This window comes from Chitinophaga alhagiae (assembly GCF_003568665.1).
Taxonomy (GTDB): Bacteria; Bacteroidota; Bacteroidia; order Chitinophagales; family Chitinophagaceae; genus Chitinophaga; species Chitinophaga alhagiae.
The window spans coordinates 478862-503939 of the sequence record NZ_QXMH01000004.1 but is presented as its reverse complement, the minus strand read 5'-3'; the positions used below and the strand labels follow the sequence as shown (position 1 = coordinate 503939).

General features: G+C 49.3%; 20 protein-coding genes and 1 tRNA gene. 10 read left to right on the top strand and 11 right to left on the bottom strand.

The genetic code is table 11. The features are described 5' to 3' along the window. Window positions 1-58: 58 nt before the first annotated feature. The 5 genes from D3A97_RS21215 to D3A97_RS21195 all read left to right on the top strand — a co-directional run bounded on the left by D3A97_RS21215 (window position 59) and on the right by D3A97_RS21195 (window position 8910). Window positions 59-700 (top strand): helix-turn-helix transcriptional regulator, encoded by a 642-nt coding sequence (locus D3A97_RS21215; RefSeq protein WP_119080544.1) that lies wholly within the window; start codon window positions 59-61, stop codon window positions 698-700. Window positions 701-1368: 668 nt separating this feature from the next. Then, on the top strand, window positions 1369-2823 hold the full coding sequence (locus tag D3A97_RS21210; protein WP_119080543.1) for a sulfatase: 1455 nt from the start codon (window positions 1369-1371) through the stop codon (window positions 2821-2823). Window positions 2824-2952: 129 nt separating this feature from the next. Next, the gene (locus D3A97_RS21205; protein WP_119080542.1) at window positions 2953-6117 is read left to right on the top strand and encodes a SusC/RagA family TonB-linked outer membrane protein; all 3165 of its coding nucleotides are present in this window, start codon (window positions 2953-2955) and stop codon (window positions 6115-6117) included. 18 nt (window positions 6118-6135) lie between these two features. Beyond that, entirely contained in the window at window positions 6136-7950 is a 1815-nt protein-coding gene (locus D3A97_RS21200; protein ID WP_119080541.1) for a RagB/SusD family nutrient uptake outer membrane protein, read from the top strand. A gap of 21 nt (window positions 7951-7971) precedes the next feature. Continuing rightward, window positions 7972-8910, top strand: coding sequence for a DUF5017 domain-containing protein (locus tag D3A97_RS21195; protein WP_119080540.1), 939 nt, complete (start codon window positions 7972-7974; stop codon window positions 8908-8910). A 100-nt stretch (window positions 8911-9010) separates the two neighbouring features. On the opposite strand, the gene D3A97_RS21190 is transcribed toward D3A97_RS21195, so the two are convergent. Next, complete coding sequence (locus D3A97_RS21190; protein ID WP_119080539.1) at window positions 9011-10402, bottom strand: hypothetical protein; 1392 nt, start codon at window positions 10400-10402, stop codon at window positions 9011-9013. A gap of 146 nt (window positions 10403-10548) precedes the next feature. Between D3A97_RS21190 and D3A97_RS21185 the strand changes: the two genes are divergently transcribed. After that, on the top strand, window positions 10549-11625 hold the full coding sequence (locus D3A97_RS21185) for a hypothetical protein (RefSeq protein ID WP_119080538.1): 1077 nt from the start codon (window positions 10549-10551) through the stop codon (window positions 11623-11625). A gap of 94 nt (window positions 11626-11719) precedes the next feature. Here D3A97_RS21185 and D3A97_RS21180 read toward each other — a convergent pair whose 3' ends face one another. From D3A97_RS21180 to D3A97_RS21170, 3 genes are all read right to left on the bottom strand, one after another. Beyond that, window positions 11720-12757 (bottom strand): type I restriction endonuclease, encoded by a 1038-nt coding sequence (locus D3A97_RS21180; RefSeq protein WP_262697061.1) that lies wholly within the window; start codon window positions 12755-12757, stop codon window positions 11720-11722. 185 nt (window positions 12758-12942) lie between these two features. Next, the gene (locus tag D3A97_RS21175; protein ID WP_119080536.1) at window positions 12943-13827 is read right to left on the bottom strand and encodes a 3-hydroxyacyl-CoA dehydrogenase; all 885 of its coding nucleotides are present in this window, start codon (window positions 13825-13827) and stop codon (window positions 12943-12945) included. Between the two features lie 55 nt (window positions 13828-13882). Further along, window positions 13883-15061: a sialidase family protein gene (locus D3A97_RS21170; protein WP_198674108.1), complete on the bottom strand. Its 1179-nt coding sequence runs from the start codon at window positions 15059-15061 to the stop codon at window positions 13883-13885. Between the two features lie 99 nt (window positions 15062-15160). Between D3A97_RS21170 and D3A97_RS21165 the strand changes: the two genes are divergently transcribed. Beyond that, window positions 15161-15233, top strand: a tRNA-Lys gene (locus D3A97_RS21165). A 47-nt stretch (window positions 15234-15280) separates the two neighbouring features. Here the strand turns inward: D3A97_RS21165 and D3A97_RS21160 are convergent. Beyond that, complete coding sequence (locus D3A97_RS21160) at window positions 15281-16102, bottom strand: DUF4249 family protein (protein WP_119080535.1); 822 nt, start codon at window positions 16100-16102, stop codon at window positions 15281-15283. Window positions 16103-16117: 15 nt separating this feature from the next. Further along, complete coding sequence (locus D3A97_RS21155) at window positions 16118-18493, bottom strand: TonB-dependent receptor (RefSeq protein ID WP_232826038.1); 2376 nt, start codon at window positions 18491-18493, stop codon at window positions 16118-16120. Between the two features lie 210 nt (window positions 18494-18703). On the opposite strand from D3A97_RS21155, the gene D3A97_RS21150 reads away from it, so the two are divergent. Together D3A97_RS21150 and D3A97_RS21145 are read left to right on the top strand one after the other, a co-directional pair. After that, on the top strand, window positions 18704-19711 hold the full coding sequence (locus D3A97_RS21150; RefSeq protein ID WP_119080534.1) for a sensor histidine kinase: 1008 nt from the start codon (window positions 18704-18706) through the stop codon (window positions 19709-19711). Then, window positions 19708-20430 (top strand): LytR/AlgR family response regulator transcription factor, encoded by a 723-nt coding sequence (locus D3A97_RS21145; RefSeq protein WP_119080533.1) that lies wholly within the window; start codon window positions 19708-19710, stop codon window positions 20428-20430. Before D3A97_RS21150 ends, D3A97_RS21145 begins: the two co-directional genes overlap by 4 nt. Before the next feature lie 19 nt (window positions 20431-20449). On the opposite strand, the gene D3A97_RS24920 is transcribed toward D3A97_RS21145, so the two are convergent. The 4 genes from D3A97_RS24920 to D3A97_RS21125 form a co-directional block, all read right to left on the bottom strand. Continuing rightward, window positions 20450-20983 carry a hypothetical protein gene (locus D3A97_RS24920; protein ID WP_157986675.1) on the bottom strand — a complete coding sequence of 178 codons (534 nt, stop codon included), beginning with the start codon at window positions 20981-20983 and terminating at the stop codon, window positions 20450-20452. A gap of 20 nt (window positions 20984-21003) precedes the next feature. After that, on the bottom strand, window positions 21004-21324 hold the full coding sequence (locus D3A97_RS25390) for a hypothetical protein (RefSeq protein WP_157986674.1): 321 nt from the start codon (window positions 21322-21324) through the stop codon (window positions 21004-21006). A 275-nt stretch (window positions 21325-21599) separates the two neighbouring features. Beyond that, window positions 21600-21962, bottom strand: a complete 363-nt coding sequence (locus D3A97_RS21130) for an HPF/RaiA family ribosome-associated protein (protein WP_119080530.1) — start codon at window positions 21960-21962, stop codon at window positions 21600-21602. A 54-nt stretch (window positions 21963-22016) separates the two neighbouring features. Next, a complete protein-coding gene (locus tag D3A97_RS21125; RefSeq protein ID WP_119080529.1) occupies window positions 22017-23003 on the bottom strand; it encodes a GlxA family transcriptional regulator in 987 nt (328 codons plus the stop codon). 134 nt (window positions 23004-23137) lie between these two features. Between D3A97_RS21125 and D3A97_RS21120 the strand changes: the two genes are divergently transcribed. Continuing rightward, window positions 23138-23587, top strand: coding sequence for a DUF1569 domain-containing protein (locus tag D3A97_RS21120; protein WP_119080718.1), 450 nt, complete (start codon window positions 23138-23140; stop codon window positions 23585-23587). Here D3A97_RS21120 and D3A97_RS21115 read toward each other — a convergent pair. Next, window positions 23577-25073, bottom strand: a complete 1497-nt coding sequence (locus tag D3A97_RS21115) for a sulfatase family protein (RefSeq protein WP_119080528.1) — start codon at window positions 25071-25073, stop codon at window positions 23577-23579. The two genes, D3A97_RS21120 and D3A97_RS21115, sit on opposite strands and share 11 nt — an antisense overlap. Window positions 25074-25078 lie beyond the last annotated feature (5 nt).

Below are 25078 nucleotides of genomic sequence, written 5' to 3'. Positions count from 1 at the left end.
ATAGTTTGCTTGAAATCCCCACAAAGTTACGATATTTGCGAATAAAGCAAGTCAAAACTTGGAAAATTATAAAGCATCTCATAATTCATCAACAGACCGTATGTTGCTGCTGCTCAAGACGAAAGGGCCGCTGGCCACTACCGCCGTTGCGCAGGAGCTGGGTATTACGGGCGAAGGCGCCCGCCAGCAGTTGCAGCGGCTGGCGGAAGAGGGCTGGGTGGTGTTTGAGTCCATTTCCCGGGGGGTAGGTCGCCCTTCCCTGGTATGGAGCCTGTCCGGGCGGGGCAACCGCCAGTTCCCGGATACGCATGCCGAATTGACGGTACAGTTGATCAATACCATCCGGGACGTGCTGGGAGATGAGGCGCTGGGCCAGGTCATTTCTTCCCGGGAACATAAACAACTGCTCCGGTATTATGATATTTTAAGGTTGGAAGACGGCCTGGAGGCCAAAGTGAAGAAATTTGCCGAACTCCGCTCCCGGGACGGTTACCTGGCCGAATACCGGCCGGAGGGGGAGGGTTTTGTGATGATAGAGAACCATTGTCCCATTTGTGCGGCCGCCACGGCCTGCCATGACATCTGCAAGGTAGAGCTGCAGACCTTTCAGCAGATATTTAAGGAGTGGGGTACCATTGAGCGGCTGGACCATGCGCTGGAAGGCGCGCGGCACTGCGCTTACCGGATCAACCCTGTGTAGTTGCCCGCCAACCGGGTTGCTCTCCTACAACCCTTCTCCCATCATTCAATATCAGATACCCCATAGCTCACACGGACTCGCCACGGACATCCTGTTCAAGGTAAAATATCATCATTTTCAAGGTTGCGGAAATATTAAAGCAGAAAAAGTTTGCAGATTCAAAATATGAACCCTACATTTGTTATGTAGTACATAAGTACGAGTAAACATAAGCGGGAAGACAAGGGGTATAAAACCAGTTGCCAGATCACGTATGTAGAACTGTTATCACAGCAACCAATCATCAGATTCCCTTATCTATTGCTTTTGTTGCCTATGGACAAGGTTTAAAGCGGAGCAGCGAAAATTTACAATTCCACTGGTTAGAGAAAAAATTACACTTCATTCTTATTTAGAAAGATCACACCAGGGCAAAGTTGTAGCCAATACAGTTTCTTAAAAGAGACCGTTCCTGCCAGCAAAGTTCCAAAAATTATTCCAGCAATGATCAGGTTCATTCTGTTTTGCAATCGATGGAAAAAGGGGGAGTTGTTTTGCAATCGATGGAAATGAAGAGTAAGAAAAATTACACGTTACGTATTTCCAGAACATCCGAGCGGCCAGGAAAAGATGGCCATCGTTATGAACATCTCCGCTTGATTTTTACAACAGGTAAATAATATGATCTCATGGTTCCACGCAGTTATTTTAACAGGTCTTTGGCCATTGCCATATGCATTTTACATGCATTTGCCGCTTTTGCCGATGACAAGGAGAAAGACAAAAAATACAATGTGCTTTTTATCATCATTGATGATCTGAGGCCGGATTTGGCCAGCTATGGCGATGCCAGGGCCATTACCCCCCATATGGACCGGCTGGCGCAACGCAGTGTATTGTTTAAAAATGCATACTGCCAGCAGGCGGTTTGCAGCCCTTCCCGCGCTTCCATTTTAACCGGGTTGCGCCCGGACCAGACCGGCGTTACAGACCTGATAACGCATTTCAGGGAAAAGGTACCCGATGTGACTACCCTGCCGCAGGCGTTCAAAAATAATGGCTACACCGCGGTGGGCGTGGGCAAGATCTTCCATGATACAAAAAGAACGGTAGACCCCGTCAGTTGGTCTCCCGTGCAATTGGCGTTCAACGGGCCCAAGGGCAGGGAATATTTCCTCGACAGGAACAAAAAAGGCGGCAAAGCGGACGCCTATGAGTTTACTGATAGCGCCGATGCCAGTTATCCAGACGGAAAGGTGGCAGATCAGGCTATTGACCTGTTAAGAAGGTTTAAAAATTCGGGCGAGCCGTTTTTCCTGGCAACCGGGTTTAGAAAGCCGCATCTCCCGTATTGCGCCCCCAGGAAGTATTGGGATATGTACGCGCACACTTCTTTTCCCGGCGTAGAAAACAGGAACAGGCCCGCGGGCGCGCCGGAAATTGCGTTTCACCAGTGCCAGGAACTGCGGGGTTATACAGATATACCTGATGAAGGGCCGCTCACCCATGAAAAGGAAAACGACCTGATCCGCGCTTATTACGCCTGTATCAGTTTTGTAGACGCGCAGGTGGGCAAAGTGCTGGAAGAGCTGAACAGGCTTGGCATGAGCGAGCACACAATAGTTGTACTAGTAGGCGATCACGGCTATCACCTGGGCGAGCAGAACTTATGGTGTAAATCTACCAATTTCGAACTGGATGCAAGAGTTCCCTTGATGATATCCGCACCGGGCAGCGCAAAAAAAGGCGCCAGTACGGATGCTATTGTGGAAGCCGTTGATATTTATCCTACGCTGCTGGACCTGTGCAAGATCGGTCCGGCGTCAAAGCTGAGCGGCGGCAGCCTTGCACCGCTTTTGCGAGATCCGGCTTCAAGATGGGATAAGGTGGCATACAGCCAGTTCAGCAGGCCTTACAGGGCCATACTGTCAAAAACCGCCACGCATATGGGCTATTCCGTCAGGGACCGGGAGTGGCGATACACGGTCTGGTACAACCTGTCTAACAATGCCATTGAAAACAGGGAGCTGTACTATTTGGGGAATGGCCGGGTTGAACAAGAAAATCTTTCAGGAACAAAAAAATATCAGCCGGTTGAAAAAAAACTGGGTGCATTATTAGAGGCCTACAGGAATATGAAGTAGGATTCCGGGACCCGCTTCCAGGGTTTCCACACATCACCTTTATTACTTCAGGATTTAACCACATAAACTATCTAAAGTATGTGTCAGAGAACTATTGTCTTTACTTTCCGGGATTGCGCACACCTAAAGATGAGCAGGCGGTGCGGCTTCAAAAGCGCCGTACTGTTGCTGCTGCTGATCGGTTTAGCGTACGCGGTCCCCGCACAACAGGTTTTGCCTGCCGTTACCGGACGGGTGGTTGACGAGCAGGGTGTAGGGTTGCCCGGCGTGAGCGTACGGCTGAAGAACGGAACAACCGGCGCCAGCACCGACAAGAATGGCGGTTTCACGGTCCGCGTGCCTGACCTGCAAGGTACTCTCGTGTTTAATCATATCGGGTTTAAAAAACATGAGGAAGCCATACGGGGGCGTACTTCCGTTACGGTAACCCTGCTGCCGGACGCCTCAAAGCTGAATGAAGTGGTGGTGATCGGCTATGGTACCACCTCCAAAAAAGACCTCACCGGTTCGGTAGCGCAGGTACAGGTGGAAGATCTTCAGAAGGCGCCGGTATTGTCGTTTGACCAGGCCCTTGCGGGGAGGGTGGCCGGTGTTCAGGTATCTTCTAATGACGGCCAGCCCGGCGCTGAAGGGATCAATATCGTTATTCGCGGCGCCAACTCGCTTTCTCAAAGCAATTCACCGCTTTTTGTGATAGACGGGTTCCCGATGGAAGATCCTGAAAACATGTCGCTGAACCCGGAAGATATCAAAACGATCAATATCCTGAAAGATGCGTCTGCTACCGCCATTTACGGCGCGCGTGGCGCAAACGGCGTGGTAGTGATCGAAACCAAGCGCGGGCAGATCGGGGCGCCTGTTGTTACCGCCACCGCGTCTCTGGGCTACCAGCATGTGGCCAAACGAATGGACGTTATGAGCCCGTATGACTTTGTGAGCTATCAGCTTGAACGGGATTCCACAATTGCCAAAACAACCTATCTCTCAGATGCCACGCTGGATGACTATAAGCGGGTAAAGGGCGTGGACTGGCAGGGTGAACTGTTCCGCGATGCGCCGATGCAGGTATACAACCTGGCCATGCGTGGCGGCAACCAGGGCACAAAATATTCGCTCTCCGGATCTGTGGCCGATCAGCAGGGCGTATTGATCAATTCCGGGTTAAGCCGCTACCAGGGGCGTTTTGTTATTGATCAGAACATTGGTAAAAAAGTAACGGCAGGCGTAAACCTGAATTACAGCCGCGTTCGCAATTTTGGCCAGATCGCGTCGGGCGCCAATGCCGGCAACGGCGCCAGCGCCTACCTGCTGTACTCCGTTTGGGGGTACAGGCCCGTTTCCGGTAAAAGCCTGGAGGATGCCACGGACCTGAGTGAAGAGCTGATGGACGATGAAATAGACGAAACGATGGACTACCGCATCAACCCCATCATCAATGCAAAAAATGAACTGCGGCAATCTGCAACGAGCAATATTCTGGCCAATGCGTATATCACCTATGAAATTATTCCCGGCCTGAAACTGCGGGTAAGCGGCGGTGTGGAAAGCCTCAACCGGAAAAACACAAGTTTTTACAACTCGCTTACCTCCAGGGGCACCCCGAGGTTCCCCAACAACACCAAAGGACAGTATGGCAGTGTGAACTTTGTGGAAAGAAGCAGCTGGCTGAATGAAAACACACTTACCTGGATAAAAAGGTTCAACCGGAAAAACCGGCTGGAAGTACTGGGCGGTTTCACCATGCAGGGAATAAAAGCAAGCGGCTACGGGTTTATGTCGCAAAACGTACCGAACGAGTCGCTGGGCATTCCCGGGCTTGAGCAGGGCATTCCTGGCTCCACCTCATCGTCCGCCACTGAAAGCAAGCTGGGCTCTTTTCTGGCGCGTGTGAATTACAGCTTTCTTTCGAGATATCTGCTGACAGTCAGTTTCCGGGCGGATGGGTCTTCCAAATTCTCTCCCGAGAACCGCTGGGCGTATTTCCCGTCTGCCGCTTTTGCCTGGCAGATCAAGGAAGAGCGGTTCATGCAATCTGTTAAATTCATTTCCGATGCAAAACTCCGCACCAGCTACGGCACAACGGGAAACAACCGGGTGAGCGACTTTGCCACGCTGCCGGCGCTCACCAGCCCTATAGGCGCATCCTATTCTCAAAACAACAGCATGCCGCAAACGGGCGTTATACAAACCTCCCTGGGTAATACGAAACTGAAATGGGAAACCACCGCGCAAGCCGATATCGGGCTTGACCTCGGTTTTCTGCGCAACCGCATACAACTGACGGTAGACCTGTACCGGAAAACAACCTCAGACCTGCTGCTCAATGCCAGTCTCCCGAAAACTACAGGCTTTACAAGGGTGTACAAGAACATCGGGAAAGTACGGAACGAAGGGCTGGAGCTAACGCTGGCCACCACCAACGTCAAATCCGGCAGCTTCAGCTGGAACACGGACATTAACATCAGCTTTAACCGGAATGTTGTATTGGGCTTGTCGGAAAACCAGGATAACCTGCTCAGTACGGTAGGGTGGGAGAACAGCTTCAATACCGTACCGCTGTATGTTGCCGCGCTCAACGAGCCCGCCGCCATGTTCTTCGGCTACCTGAGCGACGGGTTGTACCAGGTGAGTGATTTTGATGTGTCTGCCAGCGGCGCGTACACCCTGAAGCTCTCCGAGCCTACGAACGGTATGGCCAGGTACAGGGTCCAGCCGGGAGATATCCGGTACAAGGATGTGAACCTCGATGGCGTGGTGGATGAAAAAGACAGGGTGGTGATCGGCCGGGTGCTGCCCAGGCATGTGGGTGGTCTGAACAATAACTTCAGCTACAAAGGGTTTGACCTCGGTATTTTTTTCCAGTGGTCTTACGGCAACAAAATATACAATGCCAACAGAACAATGTTTGAAGGGAATATGAGCAACCGTACCGGCCTCAATCAATACGCTTCTTACAACGACCGCTGGTCTATCAATAACCAGGACAGCAAGAAATTCCGCGCCGGCGGATACGGCCCAACGGGATATTATTCGGATTATTTTTTAGAGGATGGTTCTTACCTGCGCCTCAAAACGGTTTCGCTGGCATACAGGGTGCCTCCAAAGGTACTGCGGTCATCTTTTGTGAAAAATATTGTGGCTTCGGTTGCTGCGCAGAACCTGTATACCTGGACAAAATATTCCGGTATGGACCCCGAAGTTTCCGTGCGCAATTCCGCGCTTACCCCGGGGTTCGATTATTCGGCATATCCAAGGGCCCGCACGCTTACCTTCAGCATCCGGGCAGTTTTTTAACCATCATCAATATATCATATGAACAAAATACACTTATATATTATTGCGGTTAACCTGCTTGTGCTGGCAAGCTGCAATAAATACCTGGAAACTCAGCCAAGTGATTTTCTTGCGCCGGGTACGTACTATAATACAGAAAAGGAACTGAATTACGCATTGACAGGCGTTTACGATGTGCTGGGCAATTCAAACCTTTATGGCGATAATATGTTCTATCAGTTCGATATTTCGGACGAAGGCGTGTATGGCCACGCCGGCGTGGTGAATGGGGTGCAGGTATACAATCTCTCCAATTCAGATCCTGTGGTAGCGGCAACATGGGAAGCGCTGTACAATGGCGTGGGCCGTGCCAACCTGCTGCTGGAAAACATAGGCAAGCCTGTTATGGACGAAGGAAAAAGGAAGGTGGTCAAAGGAGAAACGCTTTTTTTAAGGGCCTATTATTATTTCCTGCTTGCCCAGATGTGGGGCGATGTGCCGCTGGTACTGGAAACAATCAAATCTCCTGAAAATACGCAGGTGCCGCGTGCGCCCCTTGCCGGAGTATATAACCAGATACTGGCCGATCTGCAAGAAGCGGAAACGCTGGTGCTGCCGATCAGTGCCGTCGGCTTTGGCGGCCGGGTCAGCAAATCTGCGGTGCGCGGCATGCTTGCGCGTGTGTGCCTGCACATGGCCGGTTATCCGCTGAACGACAAGTCGAAATACGCCGACGCGCGCGACTGGGCAAAAAAAGTAATGGACGACGGAGAAGCAGGCCACGCCCTGAACAGTTCCTATAGCCAGGTGTTCATTAACCTTGCAGCAGACAAGTATGATATTAAAGAAAGCATTTTTGAAGTGGAGTTCTGGGGCAACCGCTCGGACGCTTACACAGAAAGCGGGCGCCTGGGCTCCCGTAACGGCATCCGGTGTACCAATGTAGACACTGGCTACAGCCTTGGCCGCATCAACGCCACGCCGCGCTTTTACAATCGCTATCAACCCACAGACGACCGCCGCGACTGGAATATTGCACCATACATCTACGGTGGAACAGACAATGCGGAACGGCAATACTGGCCGGAAAGCAATCTCTGGCAACGGAGCTGTGGCAAATACCGCCGGATGTACGAGGTGCTGACACCCAAAAGCACCAGCTTTACGCCCATCAATTACCCCATTCTTCGTTATGCGGACATCCTGCTGATGTTTGCCGAAGCAGACAACGAGCTAACGGCCACCCCTTCCGCCGAAGCGATCAATGCTGTGAGCCTTGTAAGAAAAAGAGGGTACGGCAAGGCCATTCATGGTGAGAACCTGGCGGAGATAACGTTAACGGGCGGCGGCAGCGGGTATTCATCTTCCAACCTGCCTACAGTAACCATCAGCGGCGGCGGGGGCAGTGGCGCCACTGCCATTGCAACGGTGTCAGGCGGCAGAGTAACCTCCATTATTATCACTGACCGCGGTAAATTTTATACCGCTAACCCCACCGTCACCATCAGCGGCGGCGGTACCGGCGCTGCCGCAACAGCTACCATCACGGTTAATGGTGACGATGAAATACCGGCGGCAGACTACGCCACCAAAGAAAATTTCAGGTCATTCATCCATGACGAGCGCAGCCGCGAATTATGCTTTGAGGGCCTGCGGAAAGGTGATCTCATCCGCTGGCAGGAATTTCTGGCGGAGATGCATGCGGCAGGTACGGAAATTAGCCAGATCGCCGCGTCTGCTTATAAATTCGAATCAAGGGCGGGCCTCAATGTAACGGAGAAGAATTTCCTTTTTCCCATCCCAACGGGCGAAATGTCCCTGAACCGCGCCCTCGTACAAAATCCCGGATGGTAATTACCTATTAAAACAAAACATATGAAACTCAAGTATATAGTGATCGTTTTGTGTTCCGGCATTGTTGCCGCCTGCGAAAAGAAGGATACTGCCGTTGCACCGGATTTTAATGTTACGGGGTACGAGGTGGCCTCCATGGTTGACTCATCCGGCAATGAAGTGAAACAGGTAACCTTCGGCTTTTCGGGAGATGCGCAAATTGTGTCTTTTTACCCGGGTATTATGGGGAATGATTACAGCTATCGCGAGGGGCGTATGCTGGATATAAAGGGGCTATTGTCTTCGTTCTCTACCACCCTGAATAACGGAACACAGGAAAACCAGCTGTCTGTGCTTGTTTCCAGCGATTTTAACGGAACGTATGATATTGGCAACATACGGGCGGCTACCTGGACAGACATTACCGACCGCTTTACGCTGAATAGCAGAAATGCGTCGGCGTCGCTTCCTTCCGGAACGAAAGATGTCAAAGACCTTCTTGTGGAAGGGAAGCCCTTTTATTATGCGTTTCGCTATATCTGCAAACCGCAGTCGGTACATGGGGCTAATTCAACCTGGCGTATCCGCGCATTCTCGCTGGAGTCCCAGACAGACCTCGGCACCGTGCCGCTTGCCTCGCTGACAACGGCTGACTGGCAGCTGATCAATGAAGGCGCGGTAGTTGACCCGGGCAGAGGCGCTGTTATTGAAAGTTCGGGCGCCATCCGCCTGAACGGCAATCATCTTCACAAAGAAGAGGACACAGAATCCTGGGCGGTGAGTAAAGGGTTTGTGCTGGCTAAAACTGATATGGGGCCAGACAGGCCTATTGCCATCAAAAGCGTGATAAACCCCCGGCTTACCACCTATGCTTTTAATTATACCGCCCCGGGAACCTACAAGGTTGCTTTCATTGCTTCCAATACGAGTTATGAAGGGCAATACAGCGTGGTCCGTGAGATTGAGATTACGGTCCCCTAAAGGCGTAAAAAAAGTGCCGGCAGCCGGGCTTTTTTCTGCAGGCTGCCGGCATAATATTTAACCGGCGCCTTCAAGAGGCTGATGATCCCGCTGTTCCGCGCTAATCAAATGCATCTGCCAGCACCGTACTGCCATTGAGGCGGGCCAGCTTCACCCCGTTCACCGCCCCCGGGCCGTCAAAACGGTAGCTAACGCCCACAATTTTATTGGCTTCGCTGGTAAAGGAACTTTCGAACGCTTTTTTGCCGTTCACGGAGATCCGGATCTGCTTGTTCCGCACCTCGCAGCGCAACTGCACCCATTCATTCATATTCACGCCAAAACCGGAGAGGTCTGCGTTGGCGGCCATCATTTCATTGTCCGGCAACATGAGGAACATATCGCCCACACAGCCGGGAATGCCCAGGGGGATCATAAAAGCGGCCTTTTCACAGTGTACCAGCACGGTTACCCGCTGGCATACGGCGGAGCCCTGGCCAAATTCGCTTTTCAGCTCCGTTTCGAATACGAAGTTATCGTTCATCAGCCCCTGCATATCTCCTATGTAATAATACCGCACTTTGGGCACCTGGGGCTGGAGGGGAATGTTTTTGCTTTGCATGAGGGTGGGGGTGATGTGCAGCATGCCACCGTTTACCGTTTCCTGCCGGTTAAAATACACCGGTACCGGTTCCTGTTCTACCGCTGCCAGCCAGCCGTTGGAGGGGATGAGCAGGTCATGCTCCTGTACGATCTTTTTGCCCACTATCAGCTTGGCCCTGAAATAACCGGGGTAATAGTACATGGAAGTATATGTATGCCCGCTGGTCGGCACCTGGAAGCGGCGCCGCGGGTCCCACGATTGCTGGATGAACACGGAATCGTCTCCCGCCGCTTCCGCATCATAATTAAATATCACTGAGTTGGGAATGCCGCTGGCCAGGGGCTGGCTGCTGAAGCTGTAGCTGTCTGAACTGGTGGTGCCGCTCTTTTTGTACATCCAGCCGGCCAGGGCCAGCACCACTACTACGGCGGGAATGGCGTACCAGGCAGGGTGGCGCTTGCGCGGGGCGGTGGTATCAACAGGCAGAGCAACGGGATTTCCGGAAGAATGCCCGGCGGCGATGGCGTTGCCCTTCGCCGGCATTTCGTTATCCTCCTCCTCACCTTCACTATCAGCCACAGGATGAAAAAACTGTTCCGCTGTTTTGCCATCAGGCGCATCAGGACCCCCGTTGCCATTGCCCGCCACCTGCTGCCGGAACGCCCGCCAGTTTTCATACCCTGCAAACACGGCCAGTGTGTTCAACGTGGTGGCGGAAGGCAGGCTCTCGTACTTCACCTTGCCCCATACTCTTTTGAGCGTGCTCACGCTCAATACCACCTGCGTTTCTTCAAATATACGGGTGCTGAGCGCATCAAAATCCTGGTTCTGCCAATGCTCACTGCTGCCCCAATCAAGTTTTTGCTCTATCAGGGTGCAACATTGCTGCAGGAGTTGGGAGGTGTTCATAATTGATAATCAATTAAATATGGCGTGAACAACTTTGAACGGTCTTGCACTTTGCATGAATAGCCGCGGGCTGCCGGAAATAATACCTTGCATCTGGTACCACATCCAAAATAGTATTTTTTTTAACCACTTAACTCATTCTATTCATGTTCCGCCTTTTTATTATCCTGATTATTTTTTCTACGCATGCTACTGCACAAACGGCCATTCCGTTTGACTCGCCCCGCTGGACGATACAGGCGGAAGAGGCCGTGCAGGAGGCTCACCTGGGCCAGCCCGCGCTGCGGGTCAAAAGAGGCGGGGTTGTGCTGAAAGATGCCAATTTCCGCAACGGGGTGATCGAATTTGACATTGCCCTGTCTAACGGCCGCTATTTCCCGTCTGTGAACTTCCGTATGCAGGACGAGTTCAATTACGAACAATACTACCTGCGCCCGCACCAGTCCGGCAACCCGGACGCCATGCAATACACGCCCGTGTGGAACGGCCTGGGAGGCTGGCAGCTTTACTACGGCGCCGGTTACAACAACCCGGTACCATTACCTGTTGACCGCTGGCTGCACGTGCGCCTGGTGGTGAAAGACAAGCAGGCAGAAGTGTACCTCAACAAAAAAGACACGCCCGTGCTTTTCATCCGGGAACTGAAGAGAGACGTGGCCAGCGGCATGATAGCCCTGGTCAACGGCGCCCCCGCCACCGCCTGGTTCAGCAATTTCTCCTACAGCGCGGATGACCAGGTAACGCTCAAAAGTCGCCCGGAACCGGTAGCCCCCCTGCCCGCCGGCACCATTACCGCATGGCAGGTAAGCAACGTGTTCACGGAAAAGAGCCTGGCCGGCAAAACATGGTTGAAGCCGGAAGATGCCGGCGCCCTCACCTGGAAAACCCTGGAAGCAGACTATAACGGCATTACAGACCTTTCCATGTTGGCTGGCGTTACGCAAGACAGCAATACCGTGTTTGTGAGAAAAATAATAGAGGCAGACCAGCCCGGCATCCGGAAACTGTCTTTCGGGTTTTCAGACCGGGCAAAGGTGTATCTCAACAACAAGCTGCTGTACGCGGGAGAAGATGTCTTTATGTCTCGCGACTACCGCTTCCTGGGTACTGTAGGGTACTGGGACGCAGTTTATCTTGACCTGAAAAAAGGCCGTAATGAGTTGTGGATAGCCGTATCCGAAACGTTCGGCGGCTGGGGGGTGAAAGCAAAGCTGGAAGAATAATACCTGCATCTACAAATGCAAACCGGAAAATGAGCGTATCCGCCAGCGCTCATTTCCGGGATGCTACCAGGTTATTGGGTGGCTATATGCTTTTTTAATTTAATGCACTTTCTGGCTTTGCCTCCAGGTTTTCAACAGTCTTGATAAGGTTGTCGGCGAGCCCGAAAATGGCATCAATACCTGTTATTTCCTTCTTATTGCCCTTGCGATCCTCATCAAATAGGAAGATATACTTTTTGACTCCACTTAGCTGCATTCGGCAAATCGGCTTCCTGTTGTTGTCATCCAATAGGATGGAGAAATAAGACTGAGCATCCCGATAAGCTATTCGCTCGACATCAATTTTATTGCGAAGAATGGATTTAATAATGTAAAATGCCTCAAGTTCCTCAGCAGTGGTGACTATTTTAGGCTCTTCCACTTGAGGTCTAAGTGCTTCAGTTTCTTTTTCAAGTTTTTGCATGTCTGCTTCTTTGGCCAATGCTGATTTTAGCCTATCTGTTATCAAATCATTTATGTAGTGAGTTGTTGACTTTTTCGTTAGATTGGTAAATTGCTCCAGCACTTTTGCAGTTATAGCGCCGGAATAAATCTGCTTAGCAAAATGTCGAACAAAGTTTTCGGAAGGGGTATTTAGTTCAGCATGAATAAGGTTTTTCAGCTCATTCATATATTTTAGCTCAGTGGCTGTACTTACTATAGTGTCATGATCATAGTAGTTTTTGTGGAACTTTTTGATTTCTTCAATTTGATTATCCCGTAGATCAGTAATATTAAATGTGAAGAATGGTTTTTCATCCATTTTGTTATTCTCAACCAAATCAGTATAAAAACGATACTCAAAACCGTTTGTTAGTAGCCCAAACTTAGCTTTCGTTGTATGAAAGTATCGAAATAACTGTGAGTTAAACACATCCAGCGAGGAGCCATGCCATTTACATTCAATAAGTATAGTAGGTTGCCCATTGCGTAGAATCGCATAATCTACTTTTTCTCCTTGCTTAATTCCTAGATCAGCTACAAATTCGGGAATTACTTCTGCTGGGTTAAAAACGTCGTAGCCCAGGGATTGAATAAAGGGCATAATGTAGGCGTTTTTGGTTGCTTCTTCTGTATTAACGGAGTCTTTAATTTTTACGGCTCTTTCTCCAAGTTGTTTAATGAGGTCTTAAAATCCATAAGTGTAATTTTGGGTGATATAAGGATTTGTAATTGATGGACTTAACAAAAAAGTTCTCGAATATAACAAAAGAAAATCATACCCCGAAATTCTGGGCATTTTAACAAACTTGTTTGAAGGAGAAGATAATTTCCTCTCTATTGTAGGAACCCCGGCTGTTTATACGCCGGGCCGGGGTACTTGTAAAACCCTTCTCCCGCGGCCACGCCCAGTTTGCCCGTGTCAATAAATTTCTCCTTGAGGAAAGCGGACACCTGCGCCGCGCCCGGTGCGCTGCTCATTTTGTTGATGTTGTAAGCCGTGGTGATACCTACCACGTCCAGTATGCCGAAGGGGCCCATGGGCGCGCCGGTGGCCACCATCCAGGTTTTATCGATGGTTTCCACGTCTGCCACACCTTTTGCCAGCAGGCCCAGGCCCGCGCTCAGCAGGGGCACCAGCAGGGAGTTCACGATGTAGCCCGGCTGCTCCTTGTGCAGTGGCAGCGCCACCATGCCAATGGACCTGGCAAAATCTACCACGGTATTGAACACCGCAGGGTCTGTACCCGGGTGGCCCATGATCTCCGCCGTATTGTGTTTCCATATTTCATTGGCGAAGTGCAGCGCCAGGAACTGCGCCGGGCGGCCGGTAGCCGCTGCAAACTGGCTGGGCAACAGGGTAGAGGAGTTGCTGGCAAAGATGGTTTTCTCCGGCGCGGAAGCGGCCAGTTTGGTATAGAACTCCGTTTTGACGGCCGGGTTTTCAGGCACCGCTTCAATCAGCAGGTCTGCATCTTTTACGGCTGTGGGCAGGTCTGAAGAATAGGCCAGCCGCTGAACGGCGGCTTCCACCTGTTGTTGCGTGGCGCCCAGGTCACGCCTGAAGTTCTCTCCCAATTGCTGAAAGCTTGTTTTGGCTTTTTCCAGTATTTCATCACTAATGTCGTACACGGTTACCTGGTAACCGTGAAAAGCGCACTGAAAGGCAATTTGCGAGCCCAGCACGCCGCTGCCTGCCACTGTTACGTTTTTTATGTTCATTGCGGATGGGTTTTACAGGTATAAACATTGGAGCGGGCGGAAAGTTGAGTTCTTTTTACCGGCCTGCCTGCTCGCGGAAGTTGACGATGCGGTGAAAGGTCAGGTAGTTGGCGTCATGGTTGTTGTGGGCCTGGCCGCCTTTTTCATCAAAGGCTGTGCGGCAGGCCACTATCATATCGTTACCTTCGATCAGCCAGTCTACGTACTGGAACCCGTGGTGCAGCACATCCGGGTGCTGCAGAACTGTTTCATGTTCCTGCCAGTGCAGCAGGTCCCCGGAGCTCATCAGCACCAGCGTATTGCGGAAGCCGGCGGGGTTCCTTTTTGGGTACTGCTGCCGGAAGGAGTCAGGGATGCTGTTGGCCAGCGTCCAGTAGCGGCCGGAGGTTTTGTCAAAACGTATTACGAACTTCTTGCTGCCGCCGGGGAAGGGAATAAAACCCGTAGCCGGGTCAAAGCTGGCCCTTTTACCGTCTGCGCTGATCTTTACCACGGCCGCTTTCTCATTGAGCGAAGTTTTATCATCTACCCGCAAAATGTCCAGCATGCTGCCGTCTGGCGCCGCTACTGCGTTGCCTTCCAGCCAGCCGGTGAATTGCCCGCTCAGATAGCTGGAATCATAGAGCAGTGAATTGCTCACCGTCCAGCTGGCGGCCTTCAGCAGGTCAGCATCTACCGCGGCAGACATCATCATGGCGCCATAACGCTTTCCCCATTGCAAAATGGGGCCGTGGGCCGTTTCCATGGCGCGCCAGAGGCGGCCGTTATGCTCCACTACCGGCATGGGAGCGCAGTGAAACTGCCCTGCCAGCAGCAGGCCGTTTTCTTTGGTGGTGGGCTGCGTCCATGTTTTGCCGCCGTTCACAGACCGGCGTATGAGCACGGTGCCGTGGTGTCGGTCAGGACCCAGGAGGTACAAGGTGTCTTTATGCATGAAGAGGCTTGACCAGAAAGCGCCCCTTATTTCGGATACCTGTTTCCAGGTTTTGCCTTTGTTTTTTGAACGGTACACCCGCGTGATGGCCTGTACAAATTCGGAACTGCTAGGGCCAAAAAGATCATGAGACGCTACATAGTCCCCATTGGGCAAAATGGCTATGGCAGGGGAACCGATGTAGGTTTGGGTGGCGGCGGGAATGTGGGTGATGATGGTGCCGGGAGGACGTGTATCCTGCGTATGGGCGGCGGTATAGGTAATAATTGCCAGTGCTATGGATAGTAAGCGGTGTTTCATCTGACAAGTATAATAATAAAATTTATGGAATGAAAGGAGGGGATAACGGTAGAAATTTGTGGAATTTGCGGATTATTTGTTAAATTTGTCCACTTTTTTGACTCTGTAGCTCAGTTGGTAGAGCAGCTGACTCTTAATCAGCGGGCCTAGGGTTCGAGTCCCTACAGGGTCACTTCTCGGGACAAGTCTCAAACAAAGACTTGTCCCATTTTTTTAGCATTACTGTATCGTATATTCCTTTACATCTACTTCCGATAACCTGAAATATCCATAAGCGAAGTTGGCGAAGTGGGTCTGATTGATGATATTCCCTCTCACGGTACCTGGTGTTGTCTGAAACGGGCCGTTACCAGCCCCGGATGCTGTCAGCAATTTTCTGAAATAATCATAATATCTCCTGGAAATTCCATACAGCCTGATGTTTATGATATCTCCGGCCTTCAGCTCTTTATCAGAAAAATATGTCTGCATCAGGTTGCCTTGACTATTCCCGTCATCTTCGGCTTTATAATCCGGGAACGTTGATACAGGAGATATAATACGGTGTAGATAATGATTTACTTCATTGCCATTGTCCTGGTAGTAGTAGGAGATCTCTACTTCGTCACCGCCAAATCCGCCGGCATTGTTCTGTACAATATCATTTTCAATATGCGGTACCCCTATACAGGTTTCGGTGGCGGTATAGACCTCCCCATTCAAAGCCACTTTTAATGTATAAGTTTCCCCGATAACCGGATGGAAATTGGAGCAGGTATATTCTCCCGTACCCGGATTTTCTGTAAAACTGAAAACAATATTTTCTGAATTTGTGACAACTATATCCGCTCCTGAAACTGTAGGGAATACTGTATTATAATATCCGGTTGTGGTGGAGAGTTTTATTTTCTGCTCATGGCCGGCGGTACCTTTTACCCAATCAATAGATGCGTCAATTACCAATCTCGGTGCTGCTGTTGTTAGGTTCACTTCCACCACTTTTGAGCAAGCCGGAAGAAAAAAGCAGCATGAAACGATCAGGCATTTAAGTATATTTCTCATGTTATATTATTAGGATTAAAATCTGAAATTGTAAGTCACACCCGGAATGATACCGAAAATGGATATCCGCTTTGCTTCACTCAACCCCGTTTCCCTATTTTGCTCAAACATCATGGAGGCGGCGTTGCTCCTGTTGTAAACATTGTAAACACTGAAGACCCATTCACCCTTCCACTTTTTTTTACTGTCTGGTTTGGGTGTGTAGGTAGCTGATAGGTCCAAGTGATGATAAGCCGGAAGTGAATTAACATTTCGCTCTCCGTAATTCGCAATCGTGATTCCCTGATACTGATATTTGCCGATGGGATAGGTGGCTGCTTTCCCGGTCTGGTAGGTAAAAATGCCGCCAAAACTCCATTTTTTATTCAGTTGATAGGCGGCTGTAAGTGAAAGATTATGCGTTTTATCGTAATTGGCCCGGTACCATTCGCCGTTGTTAATCCCAGGTTCTGCTGCATTTCTTCCCGGCGTGCGCTGCTCTGCTCTGGAGAGTGTATAAGAAAGCCAGCCTGTCAGCTTTTGGGTGTTTTTCTTGAGCATTACCTCAAGCCCGTAAGCCCTTGCCTCCCCATTTAGCAATACCTGTTCTATAGCCCTATGGGCAATCAGTTCGGCGCCGTCAATGTAATCTGCCTTGTTTTTGGTTTTCTTGTAAAAAGCTTCTGTTTCTAACGAATATTTTCCATTGCTGAAATTTCTGAAATAGCCCAATGCAACCTGGTCAAGAATTTCCGGTTTCAAATATTGGTCGCTCGGCGCCCAAATATCAAGCGGGGAGACAGACGCAGTGTTGGAAATTAAATGAATATACTGGCTCATGCGGTTATAGCTCGCCTTAATGGACTGGTCGTGATTGATGGCATAAGAAACTGCCAGGCGGGGTTCCAGGTTCCCAAAATCAATGATCTTTTTGTTTTTATTGTAATGCGTGATGCTTGTGGGTGTTCCTTCCTCATAAATTTGCAATTCGGGGTTGAAAAGCACTGCCTGATCATTGGCATAATTATTTACACGCTGTTCTCCCAGCCGTTGGAAATGGCTGTATCGCAGTCCATAGTTCAATGATATTTTATCTGTGAGCTTTTGTTCGGCACTGATATATAATGCATTTTCCCAGGCATATTTTTTTTCGATCTGCTCTGCATTAACAGGCGATGCGGCATCCAAAGGGTTTATTGTGCCGGGATTGAACTGGTAGTAGAGGGAGTTGACGCCATAATTCAATACCAGCTTGTCAGACAGATGATGGCTTAGATTGTACTTGAAATTATAATTACGGATGTCCGATACCCAGTCAATACCGACATATTTTATCTTCAGGCCATAATTGTACTTGCTGTAGATGATTGACGCATTGGAAAAAAGTTTATCGGAAAAGATATGGTTCCAGCGAAGATTAAAGAATGAGTTCGAATAATCGTTGTTGAAAAAATTGCTGAAATCCATGTTATCCTTACCGAAATACCCTGAAAGGAAGAGCCGGTTATTGTCATTGATCATGTAATTCAGTTTGGCGTTCAGATCATAAAAAGAAACAGCATTGGGGTTGTCAGCCAGTTTCAGGAATAAATGACCGTAAGAAGCGCGCCCGGCAACCACGAACGACCCGTTATCCTTTACAATAGGCCCTTCTGCCAATAACCTGCTCGAAACCGCCCCAATTCCACCTGTTATATGATATTCTTTATTGTTCCCTTCTTTTTGATAAATATCCAGAACCGAAGAAGTACGCCCACCAAAATTGGCCGGTATTCCACTTTTATACAATTTTAGATCTTTGATCACATCGGCATTAAAAACGGAGAGAAAACCGAACAGGTGTGAAGTATTGTAAACAACGGCTTCATCCAGCAATACCAGGTTACCGTCAACCGAACCACCCCTTACGTTAAAGCCTGTTGCTCCTTCCTGGGCATTGGAAATGCCCGGCAGTTGCAGGATAGCCTTCAAAACATCCACCTCGCCCATCACTGCCGGCATCTTTTTGACGGTGGCGATGGAGAGCCTGTTCACGCTCATTTCCGGTTTCCGGATGCTGGTGGCTGAACTATTGTATTTTACCACTACCTCATCCAAAGTTTTGCTTTTTTCAGGCATCGAAAAGTCTTTCCTGGTGTTTGCTCTCAAAACGATATGTTCCTCAATATTCTCAAAGCCCACATGGCTGATAAAGATGGTGTATTCTCCTTTCGGCAGGGTGATCGTGTAAAATCCATACGCATTGGTCACTGCTGAAATTTTTGCTTCAGGGATGAAAATGCTTGCGCCGATTATTGTTTCGGCGCTTGTTTTTATGGTGATTGTTCCACTCAATGTGACTTTCTCCTGTGAATAGCTCTTGAATGAAATGGCTACAAATAGCATGGTGTAAATGATCTTGTGTCTCATCATGTAAAACCGGTTTAACAATGGCAACCTGGGCACAAAGAAAATTCCTTTGGATAACCGTTTGTTCCTATTTATACCAAACGCCGTATCTTTTATAGCAAAGTATGCCGGGGCGCTACAAAATTTGCTTTCGTATAAAAAACATGCACTTTTGTATAAAAGCAGATCAGATCAGGGTTTTAAATGTTAAGTTTGTTGTATACAATTTGATAAATGAGTGATCTTACCCGTCAGCAGCTCACCAGCGAAAACATGCTTTTTCGTTTCCTGACCTCACCTGACCGCAGGGTGCTGCGGCATCTGCTGCTCATTGTTTTTATAGGTGCTGTGTTGTATAACAGTGCTTCCGTAATTGACAGCCCGGTAATGGTATTTGTATACTTCATTATATTGTTTTATATAAATATGTATGTGCTGGTGCCGAAGTTTTTGTTCAGGAACAGAAATATGGCATACTGCTTGTCTGTGATCGGCATTCTTGTTATAGTAGCTGTTTGCGGTTACTTTTTGAACCCTTTTAATAAAGAGAACGGGCTGAACATCCCGCTTTTTTCCTTTCTTACCGCACTGCTGTTAGCGGCCTCTTCCTCCATAAAACTGTTTCAGAAGGGAATAATAGACAAACAATTGATCTACGAGCTGGAACAGTCGAAAGCCTATGCGGAATTGGAACAATTGAAAAACCAGATCAACCCGCATTTTTTGTTCAATACGCTGAACAATGCCAATGTTCTGACGAAGAAAGACCCGGAAAAGGCCTCACAGGTTTTAATGAAGCTAAGCGATCTGCTTCGCTACCAGCTTTATGACAGTGCGAGAGATAAAGTATTGTTGACTGCAGATATTCATTTCCTGGAAGATTTTTTAAATCTAGAAAAGGTAAGGCGAGATAGTTTTGATTTCCTTATTTCAAAAGAGGGGAATTTGAGCGGGGTGCAAATTCCTCCCTTGCTGTTCATTTCGTTTGTGGAAAATGCGGTGAAGCATAACAATGACGCAACAAGATCGTCTTATGTAAATCTGTATTTCGATGTCAGGAACAATGAGCTTTTTTTTAAATGCATCAACTCCAAACCTGTGCTTAAACCCGTTAGTAGTACAGGCGGATTGGGGTTGACAAATGTAAAGCGAAGACTGGCGCTTTTGTTCCCGGCAACGCATCACTTGAATATAGAAGATGACCCGGAAAGATATTGCGTAACCTTAACCATAAAGCTATGAACTGCATTATTATAGATGATGAACCACTGGCAAGGGAGGCTATAGAGATGTTGGTCAACCAAACGGATGATCTGGATTTGATCGGCTCATTCAACAGTCCGGAAACCGTCACGGACTTTATGAAAAGCAATACAGTTGAATTGATCTTTCTTGACATACAGATGCCGGGAATTAACGGCATTGAATTTGCCCGGTCCATCCCGAAAGAAACATTTGTGATCTTTACAACTGCCTATTCTGAATTTGCTACCGACAGCTATGAAGTAGATGCCATAGACTACCTGATAAAACCCGTAAAACTGGCGCGTTTTCAAAAGGCTGTTGAAAAAGCCCACACCTATTCCAAATTATTCAAGGCGGATTACGCTCATAATAATATTGAACAGGTAGCAGATGATTTTTTCTTTGTTAAAGCGGACCGGAGGATTTTTAAAGTCTATTTCAATAACCTGCTTTTTATCCAGGGTTTAAAAGATTATGTGGTGATGCATAGCGAAAACCAGAAGGTAATTACGGCCATGAACATCAAAACTATCTACGATCAATTGCCAAAAGACATGTTTGTGAGAGTAAGTAAATCCTATGTGATCAATGTCAGGCATATCGGTTCTGTGGATAACAACACGGTGTACATAGGTACAAACGAAATTCCTATCGGAAGTATTTACCGGGATCTCTTTTTCAGCGAATTTGTAACGAAAAAGATCGTGGGCAGATAATTTACGTGTCTTCCTGTAACTATTTAACCCCAGCCACCAGCTCCACCCTGTTCAGCGTATAGCTGAAATCTTCATTTCCCACCCTGAATTGTTTGTTGTTGTCCAGAAAGAAAAGAACATTTTCATTTCCCTTGAACAGGTAGATGCGGGTCTTCGGGGCGTCAAAATCCAGCACATAAATTGCTGCCTCCGGGTCTGCCCCAAGGCCTTTGACGATGCTCCATTTGCCTTTCAGTAACTTTCGCCGGTAAGTATTCCCATCCTGTTGCACCAGATCCCCACCGCCCACTACATACAGCGTAAATGTGGCCGGTTGCCGGTAAAGTACAAGATCGCATTTCAGCTTTATACAATCATTTGGCACTGACAATTGCAGCTGTCCGGCTAGCCCGGCACAAGGGGGACGCCCCTGAAAAACGCCCAAAACAGACGGGCCTTTCGGGATGGGCCGGAATGTGATGGTCTGCGAAAGTTTATTGTCAGCCGTTGTTGTTTGCGCCTTTGAAAAATGTACAAACAGGGAGCAGAAAGTTATGACCAGAATAGTTTTCATGATATTTCGGTTTACCCGGTTTATTTATTCCCGACCCTGTTGAACGTATAGCTCCATGCGGCGCTGCCTATCATTAAATGAAGATCACTGTCCAGCAGGTGAAGCAGGTTGTTACTGAGCTTCAGGAGGGAAATTATCCGATTCGTTTTACTGTCATGCAGCTGGTAAATTATTGCATGTGGGTTGGAAGGGGCGCCTTTCAGCACTGTCCATTTCCCTTTCAGCTCAATGGTTGTTCCTCCCCCGGTAAGCCCGGTAGTTCCTTGTTGGGGCAATCCGTACCGGCAATGGAGTTGAAAAGTGGTGTCTTTGTCCTGGTAAAGCACAAGTTTCCACTTCATCAGCTCGCAATCTGCGCTGGCGGAAATGCCGGGCAAAGGTCTCGTACCCTGGCTGCAGGGCGTGCTTGCCACAAAAGTTCCGGGATTGGGCGAATTTCCCCGGCTATTATGCTGTGAATACGCAGTTGATATGATACATAGCAATAAAGCGGCTATCAAAACAGGTTTGGGCTGTTTCATGTACGGCAATTTTCCGAAAGCTACGATATGCAGGGTAGTGGGGATTGATTTTTACGTCTAATGAAGCAGATCCTTGACAAAAGGTAGTATTTAACCTACCGCAACCTACCGGCCGCGGCTTTTTTTGCCACTACCCGCCGGTTATTTGTCTGTGCCTTTCGGGCATTCTGCAGTTGTGTTTTCCTGATCCTTAACCGGCGTTTGGCCGCATCGGCCGCTTTCAGAATAGCGTCTTCAAAAATGGGGGAGTTTGCTTTAACGTAGTCATCTTTTCCGGGCATGCGCATATTCAGGATGCACACAATATTTTCCCGCTGGCCACGGGGCTTGTTTTCTATGGTTACTTCCACTTCCTGCAGGTCTTTGTAATATTTGTCCAGCGCTCCGAGTTTGAGTTTGATAAAGGCTTTTAAGGAAGGGCTGATGTTGTGGCCGGGAGATTCAATGCGGAATTTCATGGTTTTCAGTTTATGGTATCTGAAGTTACTGAAATTTATGCAAAGCGTTCCCTGTCAACGCGCCACCGCCTGCGTATTATACCTGTTCCGGTACTCCGCCGGCGTTAACCCTGTTACCCGCTTGAATACCATCCTGAACGTTTTCAGGTCGTTATACCCCACATCGTACGTAACGGAGGCAATGTTCTCTCCGGCCTCAAACGCTTTCTTGGCGGCCTCTACCTTTACACGGTGAATAAATTCTATGGGGTTTAGCGAGGTGGCGTTCTTGAACCGGCGGATGAAGTTCCGCCTGCTCATGTTCACCTGCCGGGCAACTTCGTCTACCGAAATGTCTGATTTGAACGTTTGCTCAATATAGCTTTGGGCTTGATGGACCTCATCATCGTTATGCAGGCGCTGTCCGGAGAAGATGGTGAAGATGTTTTGCGAAGTGCGGCCATAGTCCAGCGCATAGAACTTGCTCAATTCTACAGCAACCTCCTTGCCGCAATGCTGCTCAATAAAGTACAGCAGAGCGTTCAGCGACGAAAATCCGCCACCGCCGGTAATGATCCCTTTGGAGTGCGTAACAACATGGTCCGGCTTAAAATCTATTAAAGGGTACCTTTTCTGCAGGTCTTCCATGGCGCCCCAATGAGAGGTGGCCGGCATGCCGTTCAGCAAGCCGCACTGCGCCGGAAAATAGGCCCCTGTGCAAAGGCTGATGACCTGCGCATTACGGTCATATTTCTCCCTGATCCAGTTAACGAGCTTGCCGTTCCGCGAAAGCAGCGCATCAATGTCTCCCGCGGCGGGGCTCATGGGTGGGACCACCACAATATCCGTGTCAAATTCATCGGCAATGGTTTTGCTGCAATAGAACTGCACGGGCAGGTTGAGCTGCACGTTTTTGAGGTGTACGCCAACCAGCTCTACCTGGAAGGGCAAGGGTTTTCCTCTTTTCACCGCCGCCTCACCGGCACTCAGCAATAGCGATACGGTGTTGGATACCGCCGGCAGCATCACATCTTCATATACTACAATGGAAATATGTTTCATCCTTCTTTGTGCATGGTATAACCAAAATTACCTAAAAATAATGGCACAAAATACACCCTTCAATGTCATTTTTACGTAGTGAGGGTGTTGGCAGGCAGGGCTACTTTTACATACAACAACAACAAGAAACTGTTATGAAGACAATATTTGATCACACAATAAGGCAGGAATTGACGGGCAGGGTCAATTCCCTTACCGGTAACAACACCGGCCAATGGGGTAAAATGAATATTTACCAGATGACGAAACATTGCACGGTATGGAACGACTGGATGCTAGGCAGGGGCTGGCACACTTACAAGCAGGAATTACTGGGTAGGATCTTCGGCAAAATGGCCCTGAAGGGCCTGGTAAAAGATGAGCGCCCCATGAAAAAGAACATGCCAGCAGGCAGCTTCGCCATAAAAGAGAAGGAGGGAGATGTGGAGCTACAAAAAAAGATATGGATGGAACAGATCGCTGCATACGGGCATTTCTCCAACCCTGCTTTTATTCACAACTTCTTCGGCAAAATGACGGTCAATGAAATAGGCATCTTTGTCTACAAGCATTTAGATCATCATTTACGCCAGTTCAACGCATAGCTGCCTGCCTGTAATGCGGATGGTCTGCCCGCATGGCGGCTTTCCATTGGGCAAAGTGCTCCTTCAGCTTTGCGGCTATGGCCGGTTCCCTTTCAATCAGGTTATTCCTTTCACCGGGATCTTGTTCAAGGTTGTACAAAGCCAGCTCATTGTTATGGGCGCCCAGCAGTATCTGGCTGGTGATGGGCCGGTTAGCAGGGTTATAGTCGAAGGTATGCACCAGCTTCCAGGGGCCGTCTATCACCGCATAATGTTTGTCGAACTGGAAACAGAGCGGCGCCATAGCCGCTTGAGACGGGCGGTCCTCTTTGATGGGCCGCAACACGCTTACCCCGTCAAACTTTGCAGTATCGCTGATGCCCGCCGCTTCCAGCGTGGTGGGAACAATGTCAAGCGCAGACACCCGGTGGCCGTATATCTTTCCTTCAGGCAGCCTGCCCGGCCAGCTCATCATGAACGGTACCCGTATGCCGCCCTCGTGCATGGTGTATTTCGATCCGCATAAAGGCAGGTTGTTGGCGCCGCTCAACGGCTCTCCGCCGTTGTCAGACACAAAAATGATCAGCGTGTTCTCCAGCATATGACGTGCCTGCAGCGCTTGCAGCAAGCGGCCAATGTTATCGTCAAGGCAGTTCAGGTTGGCCAGGTAGTAGCGGCGCATTTCCTCATCAGTGATCTTGTTCACCTGTGTGTAATCCCAGTAATATTGCGCGTATTTACCGTAAGCGGTGTCATAGTCAGGTATCTTGCGAACGCCCCATTTATCGAGGTATTTTTGCGGCACCTCATGTATCAGGTGGTGCACGGCGTTGTAGGAGAGGTCGAGAAAGAAAGGCGTATCGCCCTGTTGCCGGTTGATGAACCGGATGGCCTCATCGGTGAACAGGTCTGTAGTATAGGTATTGCGGAAACTCTCTTTGGCAGTGTCACGAAACAGGCGGCCCAGGGCTTCACTGGGGCCGTAAGGGTCAGGCGTGGCCTTTTCAATGTCTTCATCCAGCAAAAAATAATCGTGCGCATGGGCGCTGAAACCCAGGAAATGATCGTAGCCATGGCGGGTGGGGAACTCTCTGGCCCGGGCGGTGTGGTAATGTTTGCCGAAGTCGCTCTTGCCAACTTTCTGCGTGATGTACCCCGCGCTTTTCAGCATTTCTGCCAGCGTGAGCACGTTCTGCGGCAGCCCGGGACTCCAGTACATGGCGGAATCCCACCGCTGCTGGTATTTGCCGGTATAGATGGCGGCGCGGGACGGGCTGCATACGGGCGCGGAAGCATAGCCGTTGGTGAACAGCACGCCGCTTTTGGCAATACGGTCCATGTTAGGCGTGGCGCAATCTTTTGATACATGGGAGTAGGCGCTAAGGTCGGCATACCCCTGGTCGTCTGTCACTATCAGGATGATGTTGGGTTTCTTTTCGGGAGCGGTGGTGCAGGCGCTGAGCAGTATTGATACAAAACAAGCGGCGCGGGCGAAGATGTGCTTCATACGTG